General features: G+C 40.5%; 11 protein-coding genes. 7 read left to right on the top strand and 4 right to left on the bottom strand.

Annotated elements, in window-relative coordinates:
- Positions 1 to 18: 18 nt before the first annotated feature.
- Positions 19 to 3,690, top strand: a complete 3,672-nt coding sequence (locus GYY70_RS12070) for a DNA translocase FtsK (RefSeq protein ID WP_238791800.1) — start codon at positions 19 to 21, stop codon at positions 3,688 to 3,690.
- A 765-nt stretch (positions 3,691 to 4,455) separates the two neighbouring features.
- Positions 4,456 to 4,833: a DUF805 domain-containing protein gene (locus GYY70_RS03590; protein ID WP_084552727.1), complete on the top strand. Its 378-nt coding sequence runs from the start codon at positions 4,456 to 4,458 to the stop codon at positions 4,831 to 4,833.
- Between the two features lie 319 nt (positions 4,834 to 5,152).
- On the opposite strand, the gene GYY70_RS03585 is transcribed toward GYY70_RS03590, so the two are convergent.
- The 4 genes from GYY70_RS03585 to GYY70_RS03570 all read right to left on the bottom strand — a co-directional run bounded on the left by GYY70_RS03585 (position 5,153) and on the right by GYY70_RS03570 (position 7,533).
- Complete coding sequence (locus GYY70_RS03585) at positions 5,153 to 5,494, bottom strand: hypothetical protein (protein WP_084561887.1); 342 nt, start codon at positions 5,492 to 5,494, stop codon at positions 5,153 to 5,155.
- A gap of 476 nt (positions 5,495 to 5,970) precedes the next feature.
- Entirely contained in the window at positions 5,971 to 6,312 is a 342-nt protein-coding gene (locus GYY70_RS03580; RefSeq protein ID WP_174831315.1) for a hypothetical protein, read from the bottom strand.
- A 484-nt stretch (positions 6,313 to 6,796) separates the two neighbouring features.
- Positions 6,797 to 7,138 (bottom strand): hypothetical protein, encoded by a 342-nt coding sequence (locus GYY70_RS03575; protein WP_174831314.1) that lies wholly within the window; start codon positions 7,136 to 7,138, stop codon positions 6,797 to 6,799.
- A gap of 26 nt (positions 7,139 to 7,164) precedes the next feature.
- Complete coding sequence (locus GYY70_RS03570; RefSeq protein WP_174831313.1) at positions 7,165 to 7,533, bottom strand: tlde1 domain-containing protein; 369 nt, start codon at positions 7,531 to 7,533, stop codon at positions 7,165 to 7,167.
- Positions 7,534 to 7,734: 201 nt separating this feature from the next.
- Here GYY70_RS03570 and GYY70_RS03565 point away from each other — a divergent pair, with 201 nt between their 5' ends.
- From GYY70_RS03565 to GYY70_RS03545, 5 genes are all read left to right on the top strand, one after another.
- Positions 7,735 to 9,666, top strand: a complete 1,932-nt coding sequence (locus GYY70_RS03565) for a histidine kinase (RefSeq protein WP_174831312.1) — start codon at positions 7,735 to 7,737, stop codon at positions 9,664 to 9,666.
- 16 nt (positions 9,667 to 9,682) lie between these two features.
- The gene (locus tag GYY70_RS03560; protein ID WP_084547296.1) at positions 9,683 to 10,336 is read left to right on the top strand and encodes a response regulator transcription factor; all 654 of its coding nucleotides are present in this window, start codon (positions 9,683 to 9,685) and stop codon (positions 10,334 to 10,336) included.
- A gap of 189 nt (positions 10,337 to 10,525) precedes the next feature.
- A complete protein-coding gene (locus tag GYY70_RS03555; RefSeq protein WP_174831311.1) occupies positions 10,526 to 11,749 on the top strand; it encodes a nitrate/nitrite transporter in 1,224 nt (407 codons plus the stop codon).
- Between the two features lie 12 nt (positions 11,750 to 11,761).
- Complete coding sequence (locus GYY70_RS03550; protein ID WP_174831310.1) at positions 11,762 to 13,132, top strand: NarK family nitrate/nitrite MFS transporter; 1,371 nt, start codon at positions 11,762 to 11,764, stop codon at positions 13,130 to 13,132.
- 98 nt (positions 13,133 to 13,230) lie between these two features.
- A complete protein-coding gene (locus GYY70_RS03545; RefSeq protein ID WP_174831309.1) occupies positions 13,231 to 16,926 on the top strand; it encodes a nitrate reductase subunit alpha in 3,696 nt (1,231 codons plus the stop codon).
- Position 16,927: the final 1 nt, after the last annotated feature.

The raw sequence follows: 16,927 nt of genomic DNA, 5'->3' as shown, positions 1-16,927 counted from the left end.
AAGGCAGCGTGAACACGTATGTGGTGGATTGTATTAATACTGTTAATTATTGCTATAGGCGCTTTATTCTGGTGGCGTAATATTCAGGAACGCAAATGGCAACTGGAATTGACCTACCTGACCCGCTATGAAAACCGGTTTCAGGCAGGTCAGTTACCGGTATTGAAGGTAGCCAGACCCTCTTTGAAAAGCCGTATTTCTTATCTGACGCAAAAGCTTGTACAGCGCAATCAGACAGTTCAAAGTTCAGCGCAACAAAAACAACCGTCAGAACCAGAGTTGCCAAAGACTGAATCTGAAGCAATAGATACAGTAAATAATCATCAAGAAATTCACCTGGCTGTACCAGCTAATAGTACAGGTAAGAGCTGTCTGCTAGAACAACAGACTGAAAAATCGGAATCTGAACCGGTTACTCCTCAGATTACAGTTATCGAGTCCGCCCCTATACCGGTAAAAAGTGAAACGGATAAAACAGTCAGTCAAAATGGAGATAGTTTACAAGATATAGCCGAAACTGATAATGAATTGCCGGTAATAAAGGATAACCCTTTGTTTCCGGTTAAATTGTTTAAATCTTTAAAAGAAGATGCAGCCGATGGTAATGATATTCATGCCGAAGCTGTGGCCGAAGAAAATATCCTGCCGGATACAGACGAAGAGACTGATATCGATAATGATGATCAGACAGATAAAAACATACTGATTACCAGTGATGAGCATGCTGAAACCGCTGTGGTGTTCCCTCCGGATAAAAATCTGGAAGTAATTACTCTGGCAGAAGCTACCCGTAAAGTGGCAACTCATCCGCTTACTGATACGGTTAGTGAACAGGCGCCTGCTCTTGAAGTTATTCAGCTTAAATGGCAGTACAAACCTTTAAACAGTCAGAATCAGCAGCGCAATCGCAATGCGAAAGAAATTACTGTCGATGATCCGATATTAAATAAAGTTCGTTCGCGTACTAAAGCCGAACAGGCTGCTTTGTTAAAAGCCCGGGCATTAAAAAATTTTGATTTGGATGATTTACAACAGGCTACCCATCACAAACTGGGTAATTCTGTTGGAGCTCCTTCGCACTTGCCGCATTCTGTAACTACTATTCCTGAGCAGTCAGTTCATGAGCATAGACTCGGGAGAGAACATAATGGAGTGCAAATTATTAACGAAGAAGATATTCGTTTGAATCTGCTGCGTCAGCGACTGGCAAGACAGCGCCATAACGAAAATGCCCAGCAGTTTAATTCTGGTTATAGCATACCGGTAATAGCTGAAGATGAAATATATGCGAATTTGGCCAAAACCGATTCACCGGTAAACAGACAGAAATTTCAGCGACCGGTAGTTAGAGAAAGTGTTATTCCGGCAGCTGCACGTATCGGTAAAAGCCATACAGTAAAAATGACAGCACCAATAGCTGATATGTCTGCAGACAAAGGTTTTACAGATGTTGACGGCAGTGCACAGGCACCACTGTCAACAAGATTTACACCTTTTCATTCCATGCCGCCAACATCTATTACTACAGTTGCGGCTGGAAATGCTCCTGTAGCAGAAGATTACACCAGCAATAATGTTGACTATAGCGATTCTTTTAATCAGCAGCCAGTACAGCAGCAGAATGAAAATTTTACTGAGAATCTGCGCCCGAGAAGAAGTCAGTTTCATTATTCTCAGGGTATGCCAACAGTAAAGCAGGCAGTAACTGTCAATAATAATTCAGAAAATTCTTATTATGAGAATTCTGATTTTAGTATTGGAAACACTTCCTATCTGTCTGATGATAGTGATGGAGAGGTTGCTGTGGCGGAAACTCCGGTATTGGCTACAGAAGATCCATTTTTTGCTGAAATTGAAGAGCAGACAGAAACGCCAGATTATTTCCCTTTGCATGAACATTACAACGAAGAAGAAGCTAATACAGATATATCTGCATTTTTGCCAAAGGTTGAAACTCAACCACAAGGCAATTCGGAAGTTGTTAATCATGTTGAAGTAATTGAAACAGATAAACAACAGACTGAATCAGTACCGGTTGTCGAAAGCGCTGGAGTAGTTATCCGAAATAACCGGCAGTCACTACCCACAGAACAAAAAGACTATAGTGCTCAGCCATCGCAAACTGCTATCGGTATGTCACTGCAAAAAGCTTTGCATAAAACAGCGGCTGTCACGCCGGTGCACAAACCACAGTTAAAACCTATGCTGCCGGGGATGGATTTATTATTACCACCATATTATGATCCCGCGGCACAACAGAGTGAAGAAACCTTGCTGGAAAATGGTATCACCATCGAAGAAAAACTGGCTGAATTTAAAGTTAAAGTTCGCGTAATCGATGCATTTGCCGGCCCAGTTATTACTCGTTATGAAATTGAACCGGCACAGGGTGTTCGCGGTAGTCAGGTTGTTAATCTGGAAAAAGATTTAGCACGCAGTCTGGGCTTTGCTTCTATCCGGGTAGTTGAAACGATTCCGGGCAAAACCTGTATGGGGCTGGAATTACCTAACCCCAAACGACAGATTATTCGTCTTAGTGAGATTTTTTCAGCTTCGGTATTTCAGCAATCCCGTTCTAAACTGACGCTGGCTCTTGGTCAGGGTATTACTGGTCAGCCTGTGGTAACGGATTTGGCTAAAGCACCACATCTTTTGGTAGCCGGAACAACAGGTTCTGGTAAGTCGGTAGGTGTTAATGCCATGATACTGTCTTTGCTGTTTAAAGCCACACCTGAAGATGTACGTCTGATTATGATTGATCCGAAAATGCTTGAATTGAGCATTTATGAAGGTATCCCTCATCTGCTGGCGCCCGTGGTTACGGATATGAAGCTGGCTGCTAATGCGCTGACTTGGTGCGTAAACGAGATGGAAAAACGCTACCGGCTGATGAGTCATGCCGGTGTGCGTAATCTGGCCGGATTCAATCAGAAAATTGCCGAGCTGGGTGCACGCAATCAAAAACTGTTTAATCCGTTCTCACTTACGCCGGATAATCCTGAGCCACTGGAAAAATTGCCTTTTATTGTTGTGATTGTTGATGAATTTGCCGATTTGATGATGACAGCCGGCAAAAAAATTGAAGAACTTATTGCACGTCTGGCGCAAAAAGCCCGTGCTGCCGGTATCCATTTGATACTGGCTACCCAGCGTCCCAGTGTAGATGTTATTACCGGACTGATAAAAGCCAATATTCCAACCCGTATTGCTTTTCAGGTATCCAGTAAAGTAGACAGTCGCACCATTCTTGATCAGATGGGTGCTGAAAACTTGCTCGGACAGGGTGATATGCTGTTCTTACCGCCGGGTACTGCCTATCCGGAGCGTGTACATGGGGCCTTTGTTGCCGACGAAGAAGTGCATCGTGTAGTACATTATCTGAAACAGTTTGGTGAACCCCAATATATTGATGATATTTTAACAGCCGGAGTCAGTGATGATGATATGTTCAGTAATGCATCGTCACGCAGTAACGATGATGAGCTTGATCCTCTGTATGATGAAGCAGTAGCGCTGGTAATCAAAACCCGTAAAGCAAGTATTTCTTCTGTACAAAGACAATTGCGCATCGGTTATAACCGTGCTGCGCGCTTGGTTGAGCAGATGGAAGCAGAGGGTATAGTGTCTGCTGCTGAAGGTAATGGCAATCGCACTGTACTGGCTCCGCAAAATAGCCATCTGGATGGATAGTCTTTTCAAATAAGTTTGTATTTAATAGATTTCTTAAACGCATATTTGTATATGCGTTTTTTTATATCAATATGAAATGTACCCTTTAGTATGTACTAGTATTTTATTAAAGTGATGATTTTAAAAAAACAGTATTGCTGCATAATAGTTGATATCAGTATTCAGCATCTGATGAAAAATTCAATAAAATAATATTTAGTAGTACGGTATATTTAGTGTCAATTTATAGTATTGAATTTTTTCAGTTACTGATATGTAGATATTTATAAAATAAACGATAAATAGAAAATTTAAACTAAATTTTTTAGTCTGGATATTAAACCAATTAAGTATTTGAGTTAATTCTATGTATTTATTTGTATGATTAAAATGAATTGATTGTAATAATGTTGTTTAATTTATACATTTTACAGCCTTTTTTCAATGAAATGTCATATTTATTGAGAATTGTCTGCTACGCTGAAACGCAGTCTATGCTTAAATAATGTCAAACAATTAATTAATTCTAATTGTTATGTATAAAAACGCAAATAAATATACAAATATATTAATTAAAGTACATAAATTCTCATAATTGATAAATTATAAAAAAAAACTATATCAATTTTTATCAATAAATAAATATTGTAAGTAATTATTTTTAAAGTTAAATTGTTTGAATCGTTTATAGATAAGTCTTAAGATAACTTGGCAATGTTTGAAATATAAATCCTAATTTTAAAATTTATATAAATGTAAATATATTAATTATCTGGAGATGAATTTATGATTGAATCTTACAAACGGTTCTGGCATAACATTCTGAATTTTTCAGGGACTTCTAATCGTGCTGATTATTGGTGGCCGATTGTGATTAACTATGTTCTTGGAATAATTTTGACGTATGCAGTTGAAAAAATGCTCGGACATCCGATTAATGATATCTATACATGGGGCGACTGGACGATTGATTTTGTCTTTCTGGTAGTCTGCTTTGTTGTATGGATAGCGACTTTGTCACTTCAGTTCAGACGGCTGCATGATACAAACCGTTCTGCATGGTGGATTCTGATTACTCTTATACCGATCATCGGGCAAATTTGGTTTATCATACTGATGCTGTTGCCGGGTAAGCCAAACCGTTTTGAGCAAAGATTATTCTAGTATTTTGCAGACATTCCCTCTGGAAAATAATAAAGACAAAACTAAAAGTTTAGTTTTGTCTTTATTTAGTCAGAGGGTTATATATTATGATGATAAAAATAAACCACTAATTGAAAAATTTATTGCCATTGTAAAAAATGTCAACTATAAATTTTCATTTTGAATTATAAGAAGATAACAACAAGATTAGCAGGATGTAATAAATATTACATTTTTCTTATATTTTCATTTAAGTTTTAGTTTAAAAAATATTTAATTTATTTTTAACTATATGATTTTAATTAAAAAATAATGTAACTAATGATAACATCTCATTTATTTATTTGTTTGAAACACTTCTTGATATTAAATAGACATCAGCAGCAGTCTCTGAACATTCTCCATAAGAAGCATCATTTTTAGTAATGGTTTCATAAGTATTTCCTGTTGTATCATAAAAAATAAAGTGATAAATCTGGGTATATAAGCCTTTTGCTTTTTTCTCAGATGCTAATAATGTTATCTTAGTTTTAGATTCATCTAAATTTATGTTATCAACTATACCAATTTTTTTTAACCAGCCTTCACTTATATTCATTGGCCAGGAATAGCAATCAGGCCCTTTAGCAAAGCTTAATATAGGTAAGACTGCTAATAGTGTTACTAGTAAAAATTTTTTCACTTTTTTATCCTTAGATTTTATCTATTATGCTATTACTTCAAGAATTTTTTCACCGCTGTTCCACATATCTTTTCGACACTTTTTATCTAGAATTATACAACCTTGAGAAGCAGAACCGGGATGCGTTTTACTATCACCATGAATTAAAAAATTGGATCTACCACATATATTATTACCTGGATCAGGTTCTAACCTGATTGAATATGCACAACAATATGGATGTTTCAAGATAATCTCTAAGATTGCAAAATGTAATAAATATTACATCTTACTTATATATTTATTTGATACAAAGACTATATAAATTACTGTAATCAAAATTTCACTATTCCAGAGCTGAATAAATGATATGATTTAAGTTTTATTTTAAAAAAACATCTAATTTATTTTAAAAATTTATGATGAAAATCATATATCTATTTTAAATATATGATTTTCCTTAAAAGATATGTAACTAATGATAATATTTCATTCATTTATTTATTTGAAACACTTCTTGATATTAAATAGACATCAACACCAGTCTCTGAACATTCTCCATAAGAAGCATCATTATTAGTAATGATTTCATAACTATTTCCAATTGCATCATAAAAAATAAAGTGATAAATCTGGGTATATAAGCCTTTTGCTTTTTTCTCCGATGCTAATAATGTTATCTTAGTTTTAGGTTCATTTATATTTTCGATAGCAACTATACCAGCATTTTGTAACCAGACTTCACTCATATTCATTGCCCAGGAATGGCAATCAGGTCCTTTAGCAAAGCTTAATATAGGCAAGACTGCTAATAGTGTTACTAGTAAAAATTTTTTCACTTTCCTTCATCCTTAGATTTTATCTATTATGCTATTACTTCTAGAACTTTATCTCCGCTGTTCCACATATCTTTTTGATACTTTATATTTACAATTATACAACCATGAAAAGCAAAACCGAGATGCGATTTACTATCACCATGGATGTAAAAACCGGATCTACTACACATATTATTACCAGAATTAGGTTCTAACCTGATTACATATGTACCACAATGTAGATGTTTCAAGATAATCTTTAAGATGGCAGAATGTAATAAATATTACATCTTATTTATATATTTATATATTTATTTGATACAACGACTATATAAATTACTGTAATCAAAATTTCATTATTCCAGAGCTGAATAAATGATATGATTTAAGTTTTATTTTAAAAGCATCTAATTTATTTTAAAATTTATGATGAAAATCATATATCTATTTATAGATACATAATTTTCCTTAAAAAATATGTAACTGATTATAATATCTCATTTATTTACTTGTTTGAAACACTTTTTGATATTAGATAGATATCAACACCAGTCATTGAACATTCTTGATAAGAAGCATCATTATTAGTAATGATTTCATAACTATTTCCTATTTTATCATAAAAAGTAAAGTGATAAATCTGGGTATATAAACCTTTTGCTTTTTTCTCGGATGCTAATAATGTTATCTTAGTTTTAGATTCATCTAAATTTATGATATCAACTATACCAGCATTTTGTAACCAGCCTTCACTCATATTCATTGGCCAGGAATCGCAATCAGGCCCTTTAGCAAAACTTAATATAGGCAAGACTGCTAATAGTATTACTAGTAAAAGTTTTTTCACTTTTCTTCATCCTTAGATTTTATCTATTATGCTATTACTTCTAGAATTTTATCACCGCTGTTCCACATATCTTTTCGATACTTTATAGGTAAAATTATACAACCTTGAGAAGCAGAACCGGGATGCGTTTTACTATCACCATGAATTAAAAAACCGGATCTACCACACATATTATTACCTGGATCAGGTTCTAACCTGATTACATATTCACCACAGGTTTGATGTTTCAAGATAAGCGCTTTCATAATATATTTACCTCTGGGCAGAGGACCAACATTGCGCACACATTGCATTGAAGGGTTAAATTTCCCTTCGCCAAAACCTGCATACCCAGTTTTAATAAACTTACCATTATGTGTCAAGACACCAGATTTTTGTGCAAAAGTCCAAGTCATAGCAATCCACCCCTTTTTATAGTTAATAAAAATCTAAAATAGATTAAAATAAGTTATTTTATTATTTAAATTATTAAATTTATTAAAAAATAGTAAATATATTATATTTTTTATTGGTAAAGATATCAAATTTTAAATGAATATCAAATCTTTATTTCGACTTTTGCGTTATAGTGCTGCCAGTTTTCTGATTGGGGTGTTATGAAAAATCTGTGGCAAAAGTTTGATCGGTCGTTTTTACGCGGACAGAAGTTATCAAAAGTCCTGGTTGTGCTGATTGCTGTGTGGCTGTTTCTGGCTACCAGTCTGGTAGGGTTGTCGTTGAATACCTCATGGCGGCTGGAAGAGCTGGGAATGGCAATCAATGAAGCCGGCAGTCTGCGCAAGCGGGTGTTTTATATGGTATTGGTCACGAAAACACCGGGTGCAGAGCAGCAGTTTGCGGATGAAAAGCGTCAATTTAAGGAAATACTTGGTCATTTATACGAATTGCATGATACCGGTGTTATGAACGGTCAGCGCCATAAACAGTTATTAACTCAAGTTCAGGAAATTGAGGAGCAGTTGCAGGATTTTCTTGCTGACCGTGAAGCTTATTTACAGGGCAGACTAAGCGGAGAAGCTTTCCTTGCTCAGGCCAGAGAATTCACTGCGGTAATTGACCGGCTGGTTTTGCTTATTGAGCAAGATAATACCCACAATATCAAACTGTTGCGCTGGTTACAGGTGCTAGTATTAATGATGGCTGTTCTATCTGCGATTGTATCATTGCTGTTACTGCATCATCTGGTTATTTCGCCGCTGTTACGTCTGAATCAGGGGATCAGTCAGATTGGTAAGGGTTATTTTGATACACGCCTGAAAGTGGGTACGGCCAATGAGTTCGGGCAGGTAGCACAGGGTTTTAATTTGATGGCCGCCAAGTTGTATGAGGTATATGACACGCTGGAAAACCGGGTGGCTGAGCAAACGCAGGCAGTGGTTAAGCGTAATCGTGAGCTGGCGGTATTATATGCTATGACCTCATTGTTTCAGGAGCAGCATGATCTGACGGTGCTGGTACAAATATTTATGCATAAAATGAAGGCATTCAGTGGTGCGGATGCCTGTGTGGTGCAGTTAAAAAATCGCCATTCACAGATGCTAGAAGTAGCCGGTTCGGACGGGCTGACAGAGGAGCAGGTAGATATGTTCCGTGATTATCGCTGTGATGGCGGGCGCTGTGTGCGGTTGCATCAGTCTGTGGTTAATTACAATAATCAATCGCTGGTTATTCATGAGGAAAATAATCACTGCTGTCAGATGCAGCAGGTTCTGCCGTTTTGTCTGACATTTGCAGTGAAATCAGTAGATGATGAAATTGGTATGCTGCACTTGTTTGCACTGAAGCCATTTGCACTGAGTGAAGAAAATCAACGTCTGATTTCAACTGTTTGCAGTCAGTTCGGGATAGCGATTGAAAGTATGCGCCTGAATGAACTGGATAAGCAGATGGCGATACTGGAAGAGCGTAACCTGATGGCGCAAGGATTGCATGACAGTATCGCGCAGTCGCTTTCATTTATGAATATGCAGATACAGGTACTGGAAAAATCTCTTGCAGAGCATAAACAAGAGCAGGCTAAACAGACTCTGGATTTTATTCATGAGGGTATTCAGCAATGCTATGATGATGTACGCGAATTATTGTCAAATTTCCGGGTACGTCTGGTTTCAGAAGGGCTAATCAGTTCCTTGCAGGAAGTGATGAAAAGATTTGAACAACAAACAGATATTGTTGCGGACTGGTCAGTAGAAGGCGATGTGTATGAGGTAGAGTCGGATGTACAATTGCAGGTGGTGTTCATTGTGCAGGAAGCATTATCAAATGTACGTAAACATGCGCACGCCGATGCTGTGCGGGTGAGGCTGGTATATCTGGCTGATCGCCTGAATCTCTGTATTGAAGATAACGGAATAGGTTTTGCCGAGGATACGCTGATTCAGAAGGGGCTGCACGGGCATGTGGGTGTGCATATCATGAAAGAACGAGCCGGCAAGATTAATGGAGAATTAAAAATATTTGCACGTGAAAATAACGGGGTATGTGTAGAGTTGATGGTGCCGCGTCAGTATATTCATGCGCAGGAATAATTTTGGGAATTTAATAATGCTTAATGAAAACAAGTACCGGATTCTGATTGTTGATGATCACACTTTGTTTAGGCGTGGTTTGCGTGCACTGATTGATAGTTGTGAGCGTTTTGAGGTGGTGGGTGAGGCCACAGACGGGCTTGAAGGGGTAAAAATGCAGCAACAGCTCCAGCCGGATGCTGTACTTCTGGATCTGGATATGCCGGTAATGAGAGGACTTGAAGCACTACCGCAGATGATAAATCATAATCCGCAGCAGGTAGTGCTGATGCTGACAGTCTCTGAAGACGGTAGTGATTTACTCGAATGTATGCGGCTGGGTGCCCGCGGATATCTGTTAAAAAATATTGATACAGAATTTTTGCTGGATAGTATTGAAAAAGCGATTAGCGGTGATAGTGTGTTATCGCCTGAAATGACAAGTAAGCTGGTAACAAGGTTGCGCAGGCAGGAACAGGCTGACGAGAAAATTACTGAACCACTGACACCGCGCGAACGGGAAATTTTGCGCTGGCTGGCAGGTGGGAATAGTAATAAGGTGATTGCGCGTAATCTGGATGTAACTGAAAGCACTATAAAAGTGCATGTTCAGAATATTTTACGCAAATTAAATGTAGCCAGCAGGGTACAGGCTGCTGTTTATGCCATTGAGCATGGTCTGGATAAATAAACAAGTGAGTTGAGTATCGGGTAATAACTACTGAATATCAGAATTTGATAAAGGCCTATTGAGTTTGTCAATAGGCCTTTTTGCTTATTTGGCGTTGTGCTTTCTGGTTAATGATTTTGCTTCTGATGACTAATTGGATATGAAAAGGTGATTACGTACACTAAAGAGAATTATTAATGGGGGTACAGAATGGATTCTGGTGTTAGAAAATCGGTAACAGTGCTTACTTCCAGCACGATTGCATTTATTGTCTGTTTTATGATCTGGATGATATTTGCTGTTTTGGGAATACCTATTAAAAAACAATTACAACTTAGTGAAGCTGAATTTGGTTTGCTGGTAGCGATGCCTGTACTGTCCGGATCACTTATCCGGGTGCCTTTAGGTATCTGGACTGACCGTTTTGGCGGTCGTATTGTATTTTTTCTGCTGATGCTGTTATGTGTTCCGGCAGTCTGGCTGCTTGAATATGCACACACATACAGTCAGTTTCTCTGGATTGCGCTGTGGCTGGGATTGGTAGGCGGCTCATTTTCTGTTGGCACTCCTTATGTGGCCAAATGGTTTCGTAAGGAACGTCAAGGTTTGGCAATGGGTATTTTTGGAGCCGGTAATGCCGGTTCTGCCGTAAATAAGTTTCTGGCACCTGCATTGATTGCAGCATATGGCTGGCAGGCTGTACCCCGCGTATATGCCGTAATTTTGCTGGTTATTACAGTGCTGTTCTGGTTTTTCAGTTATCCGGAGCCTAAAGCAGTCTCTGCGAAACAGCCAAGTCTGAAAGCTCAGTTGTTATTAATGAAAAATCCGCAAGTGCTGAAATACAGTCAGCTGTATTCGGTAGTGTTTGGTGGCTATGTGGGTATTTCGCTGTGGATGGTGAATTACTATGTTAACGAATATAACTTCGGCTTAGCGCAGGCAGGGTTGCTGGCTGCATGCTTCTCTCTGCCGGGAGGTGTACTGCGTGCATTCGGTGGCTGGCTGTCTGATAAATACGGTGCTTATAAAGTTACTTGGGCTGTAATGTGGATTTGCGCAATTGCATTCTTTCTGTTGTCTTATCCGCAAACACAAATGTCTATTCGTACAGTGAACGGTCATCTGGATATGCATATTGGTTTAAATGCAACGATATTTACTGTGCTGCTGTTTGTGGTCGGTGTGGCTATGGCAATCGGTAAAGCTTCGGTATTCAAGTTTATTTCTGATGAATTTCCGGATGATATGGGTACTGTATCTGGTGTAGTGGGTCTGGCCGGGGGACTAGGCGGTTTTCTGTTGCCGATTATGTTTGGTCGGTTAGTAGACTGGACAGGTGTACGTTCTACCTCTTTCATGCTGATGTTTGGCACGGTATGTATCAGTTTAATCTGGATGCATTTTTCTCTGAAAAACCCTAAGCACCAATAAAGTGAGTTTGATATGGGTAAAGTTTTAAAAGATTGGCGGCCGGAAGACCAACAATTCTGGCAGTCTGGTGGTCGTGCAATAGCACGCAGAAATTTATGGATTTCCGTTCCTGCATTGTTACTGGCGTTTGCTATCTGGCAGGTATGGAGTGTGACGGTAGTAAAACTGCCACTGGTGGGATTTAAGTTCAGCAGCAATGAACTGTTCTGGCTGGCGGCCTTGCCGGCATTATCAGGTGCAACTTTACGAATTTTTTATTCATTTGTGATTCCGATTTTCGGTGGCCGCAAATGGACGACAATTTCTACAGCCAGTTTGCTGATTCCTGCACTGGGCTTGGGCTTTGCTGTACAGAATCCGAATACTTCTTATACAACGATGTTCATTCTGGCACTTTTATGTGGTTTTGGCGGAGCAAATTTCAGTTCATCTATGTCCAATATCAGTCTGTTTTTCCCGAAATCGGAAAAAGGTCAGGCGATGGGGATTAATGCCGGTTTGGGCAATCTGGGCGTATCCGCAGTACAGATTGCTGTGCCACTGGCGATTACTAGCTGCCTGTTTGGTGCAATGGGCGGTGAGTCTCAGACAATTTCTACGCCACAGGGTTCTGCACAGGTTTGGTTGCAGAATGCTGGTTTTATCTGGGTACCGTTTATTGTGCTCAGTACGCTGGCTGCATGGTTTGGGATGAATGATATTGGCAGCATGCATTCCTCACTAAAGGAACAGTTTGTCATTTTCAAGCGGTTGCACAACTGGATTTTATGCTGGCTTTATGTGGGCACATTTGGTTCGTTTATCGGTTTTTCGGCTGCTTTCCCGTTATTAATCAGCCATTCTTTCCCGCATCTGGATGCAGTTAAATTTGCCTTTTTAGGTCCGTTTGTAGGTGCAGTACTGCGTGTGGTAGGTGGCTGGTTGTCTGACAAGATGTCTGCGGCAAAACTTACTGAAATCAGCTATGCCATGATGATTGTCGGGGTTATTGGCGTTATGGTATCTCAGCCTATTGGCGGCAATGAAGGCAGTTTTGTTGGTTTTTTCTGTAGTTTTATGTTGCTGTTTGCCTTTAGTGGTATTGGTAACGGTTCAACTTATGCGCAGGTGCCGCGGATTTTCTCTCAGTTTCATCGTCATCTGCATCAGGGCGATGTTAAGACCTCAGAAGCTCATGCCACTAAGGAATCAGCTACGGTATTAGGCTTTATGGGCGCAATCGGTGCTTATGGTGGTTTTCTGATTCCGAAAAGTTTTGGTTCTTCGATTGAGGCGACAGGCAGCGCATCAGTGGCTTTATGGGGCTTTATTGTTTTCTATGTAAGCTGTCTGATAGTTAATTACTGGTTTTATGTTCGCAAACAATCAGTTACGAGTTGTTAGTTTGAAGTGATCGCACCATTGTCATAGATAATGGTGCAGAAAAAATATAAATCAATAAGAAACTGTTTGAGGCTTTTGCCTCTATGGAGCACAAATTCATGAGCCATTTTTTAGACAGACTGAATTTTTTACGTAAAACCAAAGAAACATTTTCTGCCGGACATGGGGCAGTTGTGGCTGAGAGCAGAGAATGGGAAGATGCTTACCGCCAGCGCTGGCAGCATGACAAAATTGTACGTTCAACTCACGGGGTAAATTGTACCGGTTCTTGTAGTTGGCGCGTTTTTGTTAAAAACGGTTTGATTACATGGGAAATGCAACAGACAGATTACCCGCGTACTCGTGCCGATTTACCCAATCATGAACCGCGGGGCTGTCCGCGCGGTGCATCATATAGTTGGTATGTTTACTCTGCTCAGCGGGTGAAATACCCAATGATTCGCTCTTCTCTGCTGCGTATGTGGCGTGAAAAACGCCAGACTCTGAATGCAATTGAGGCTTGGCAGAGTATTACTCAGAATCCGGAATTGGCGAAAAAATATAAATCTGAGCGTGGTCAGGGCGGTTTTGTTCGTCTGGACTGGAAAGAAGCTTATGAAATTATTGCTGCTGCCAATGCATTCACAATTAAAGAATTTGGCCCGGATCGTGTAATTGGCTTTTCTCCGATTCCGGCAATGTCGATGGTGAGCTATGCTGCCGGTTCGCGTTATCTGAGTCTGATTGGCGGTGTACCGCTGTCATTTTACGACTGGTATTGCGATTTACCACCTTCCAGCCCGCAAACATGGGGTGAACAAACCGATGTTGCAGAATCTGCCGACTGGTATAACGCCAACTATCTGATGGTATGGGGCTCTAATGTACCCATGACACGTACTCCGGATGCGCATTTCTATACTGAAGTGCGTTATAAAGGTACAAAAACAGTAGCAGTTTCATCTGATTATGGTGAAATGGTGAAATTCAGTGATATCTGGATGGCACCAAAACAGGGGACAGATGCTGCACTGGCAATGGCAATGGGACATGTGATTCTGAAAGAATTTCATCTGCAGAATCCGTCAGAATATTTTATTGATTATTGTCGTCGTCTGACAGATATGCCTAATCTGGTGGTGATTAATCAGGAAAACGGCAAACTGCTGCCGGGCTACTTCCTGCGTGCAAGCCAGATAGCAGGCGGGCTGGATGAAAGCAATCATCCTGAATGGAAAACACTGGTTATCGACGAAAATACCGGTGATATTGTTGCTCCGAAAGGATCGATAGGTTTTCGCTGGGGTGAGCAGGGTAAATGGAATCTGCTGGCACAAAAATCTGACAGTACAGAAATCAAAGCGCTGATATCACTCAAAGATAATCATGATGCCATCATGGGTGTGTCTTTTGATTATTTCGGCGGGGATGATGCAGCAGAAGTAATTGTTAAAAATATTCCGATTAAGCAGATAATTAATGCAGATGGTGAAAAAATACTGGTAACCACAGTATTTGATTTGATGTGTGCCAATTATGGTATTGACCGTGGTTTTGGTGGTGATGGCGTTACCGATGATTATCTGGCTGATGTGCCTTATACACCATTGTGGCAGCAGAAACATACTGGCGTGAAGCCGGAGCTGGTGATTCAGGTAGCACGCGAATTTGCCCAAAACGCACATGAAACACATGGTCGCAGTATGGTAATTGTGGGTGCCGGTCTGAATCACTGGTATCACATGGACATGGCGTATCGTGGCATTATCAATATGCTGATGATGTGTGGCTGTATCGGTCAGAGCGGCGGTGGCTGGTGCCATTATGTCGGTCAGGAAAAATTACGCCCGCAAACCGGCTGGGCACCTCTGGCTTTTGCTGCTGACTGGAACCGGCCTTCACGCCAGATGAATGGTACTTCTTTCTTCTATGCACACACCAGCCAGTGGCGGCATGAAAAACTGAAGATGTCGGAAGTTATTGCGCCAACTCATGCCGGTCAGATGGCTGAAATGAGTCAGCTGGATTTCAACGTTAAAGCTGAACGAATGGGCTGGCTGCCTTCTGCTCCGCAGCTGGGACGTAATCCGCTTGATGTGACCCGTGATGCAGAAGCACAAGGTAAAGATCCGATTGCATTTGCTGTTGAGCAGATGAAATCGGGCGCACTGGATATGGCTTGTACTGATCCGGATAATCCGCAGAATTTCCCGCGTAATCTGTTTGTCTGGCGTTCCAATATTCTTGGTTCATCCGGTAAGGGGCATGAGTATTTCCTCAAGTATCTGCTTGGCACACAAAATGCACTAATGAGTGATGAGACTGATGCTATTAAGCCGATTGATGTACAAGTCCGTCCGGCAGCAGAGGGTAAGCTGGATTTACTTACCGTACTGGATTTTCGTATGTCCACTACCTGTCTGTATGCAGATATTGTGCTGCCTACAGCCACCTGGTATGAAAAAGATGATCTGAACACTTCGGATATGCATCCGTTTATCCATCCGCTTAGCGAGGCAGTAAAACCGCTTTGGGAAAGTAAAACTGACTGGGATATTTATCGTGGTCTGGCGAAAGCGTTTTCCGAAACTGCCAAAGATTATCTGGGAGTGCGTAAGGATCTGGTATTAACACCATTGATGCACGACAGTCCAGAAGAGCTGGCACAGCCGTTTGACCCGAAAGACTGGAAACTGGGTGAATGTGAACCGGTACCGGGCAAAACCATGCCGAAAATGACCGTGGTTGAACGTGATTATGGTGCTATTTATGACAAGTTCACATCTGTAGGACCGTTGCTGGAAAAAATCGGTAATGGTGGTAAAGGTATTAGCTGGCAGACTGGTGCAGAAGTAGATTTACTGCGCAAACTTAACAACACCCAATCCGAAGGTGTGGCTACAGGCCAGCCGAAACTGCACACAGCTATTGATGCTGCGGAAATGATTCTGACACTGGCTCCGGAGACCAATGGTCATGTGGCAGTTAAGGCATGGGAAGCTTTATCAAAAAATACAGGTATCGACCATACTCATCTGGCCATTGCCCGTGAAGATGATGCTATTCGTTTCCGCGATGTGCAGGCACAACCGCGCAAGATTATTTCATCACCCACTTGGTCTGGTCTGGAAAGTGAAAAAGTCAGCTATAACGCTGGTTATACCAATGTGCACGAACTGATTCCATGGCGCACCTTAACCGGCCGGCAGCAGTTTTATCAGGATCATCAATGGATGCGGCTGTTTGGTGAGGGACTGGTTTCCTATCGTCCGGCTGTAGACCTGAAAACCACACTGAATGTGAAAGGCCATCAAAGCAATGGCAACCCTGAAATCGTACTGAATTTCATCACACCACATCAGAAATGGGGTATTCACAGTACTTATTCAGATAATTTGCGAATGCTGACCTTATCACGCGGTGGTCCGCATGTGTGGGTTTCTGAAATTGATGCTAAACGTGCCGGTCTCGAAGATAACGACTGGGTGGAAGTATTCAATGTGAATGGTACGCTGACCGCACGCGTAGTGGTTAGTCAGCGAGTACCAGAAACCATGATTCTGATGTATCACGCACAGGAAAAAATTGTCAATGTGCCCGGTTCAGAGCTGTCCGGCAAACGCGGAGGTATTCATAACTCAGTCACTAAAGTGGTTATGAAGCCAACGCATATGATTGGTGGTTATGCTCAATTATCATGGGGCTTTAATTATTACGGTACGGTAGGTACCAACCGTGATGAGCTTGTCGTAGTACGCAAAATGAACAGAGTGGAATGGCTGGATCAACCGGCCAAAACACCGGTGACAGAATAAA

The sequence above is a fragment of the Snodgrassella sp. ESL0324 genome (assembly GCF_013344955.1).
Lineage (GTDB): Bacteria > Pseudomonadota > Gammaproteobacteria > Burkholderiales > Neisseriaceae > Snodgrassella > Snodgrassella alvi.
Note: the sequence above shows the minus strand (reverse complement) of the source record. Positions and strands in the feature narration are given on the sequence as shown.

Coding starts and splice junctions, on each gene's coding strand:
- GYY70_RS12070 (WP_238791800.1), top strand. CDS start 19: ATGTGGTGGATTGTATTAATACTGTTAATTATTGCTATAGGCGCTTTA.
- GYY70_RS03590 (WP_084552727.1), top strand. CDS start 4,456: ATGATTGAATCTTACAAACGGTTCTGGCATAACATTCTGAATTTTTCA.
- GYY70_RS03565 (WP_174831312.1), top strand. CDS start 7,735: ATGAAAAATCTGTGGCAAAAGTTTGATCGGTCGTTTTTACGCGGACAG.
- GYY70_RS03560 (WP_084547296.1), top strand. CDS start 9,683: ATGCTTAATGAAAACAAGTACCGGATTCTGATTGTTGATGATCACACT.
- GYY70_RS03545 (WP_174831309.1), top strand. CDS start 13,231: ATGAGCCATTTTTTAGACAGACTGAATTTTTTACGTAAAACCAAAGAA.
- GYY70_RS03555 (WP_174831311.1), top strand. CDS start 10,526: ATGGATTCTGGTGTTAGAAAATCGGTAACAGTGCTTACTTCCAGCACG.
- GYY70_RS03550 (WP_174831310.1), top strand. CDS start 11,762: ATGGGTAAAGTTTTAAAAGATTGGCGGCCGGAAGACCAACAATTCTGG.
- GYY70_RS03570 (WP_174831313.1), bottom strand. CDS start 7,533: ATGACTTGGACTTTTGCACAAAAATCTGGTGTCTTGACACATAATGGT.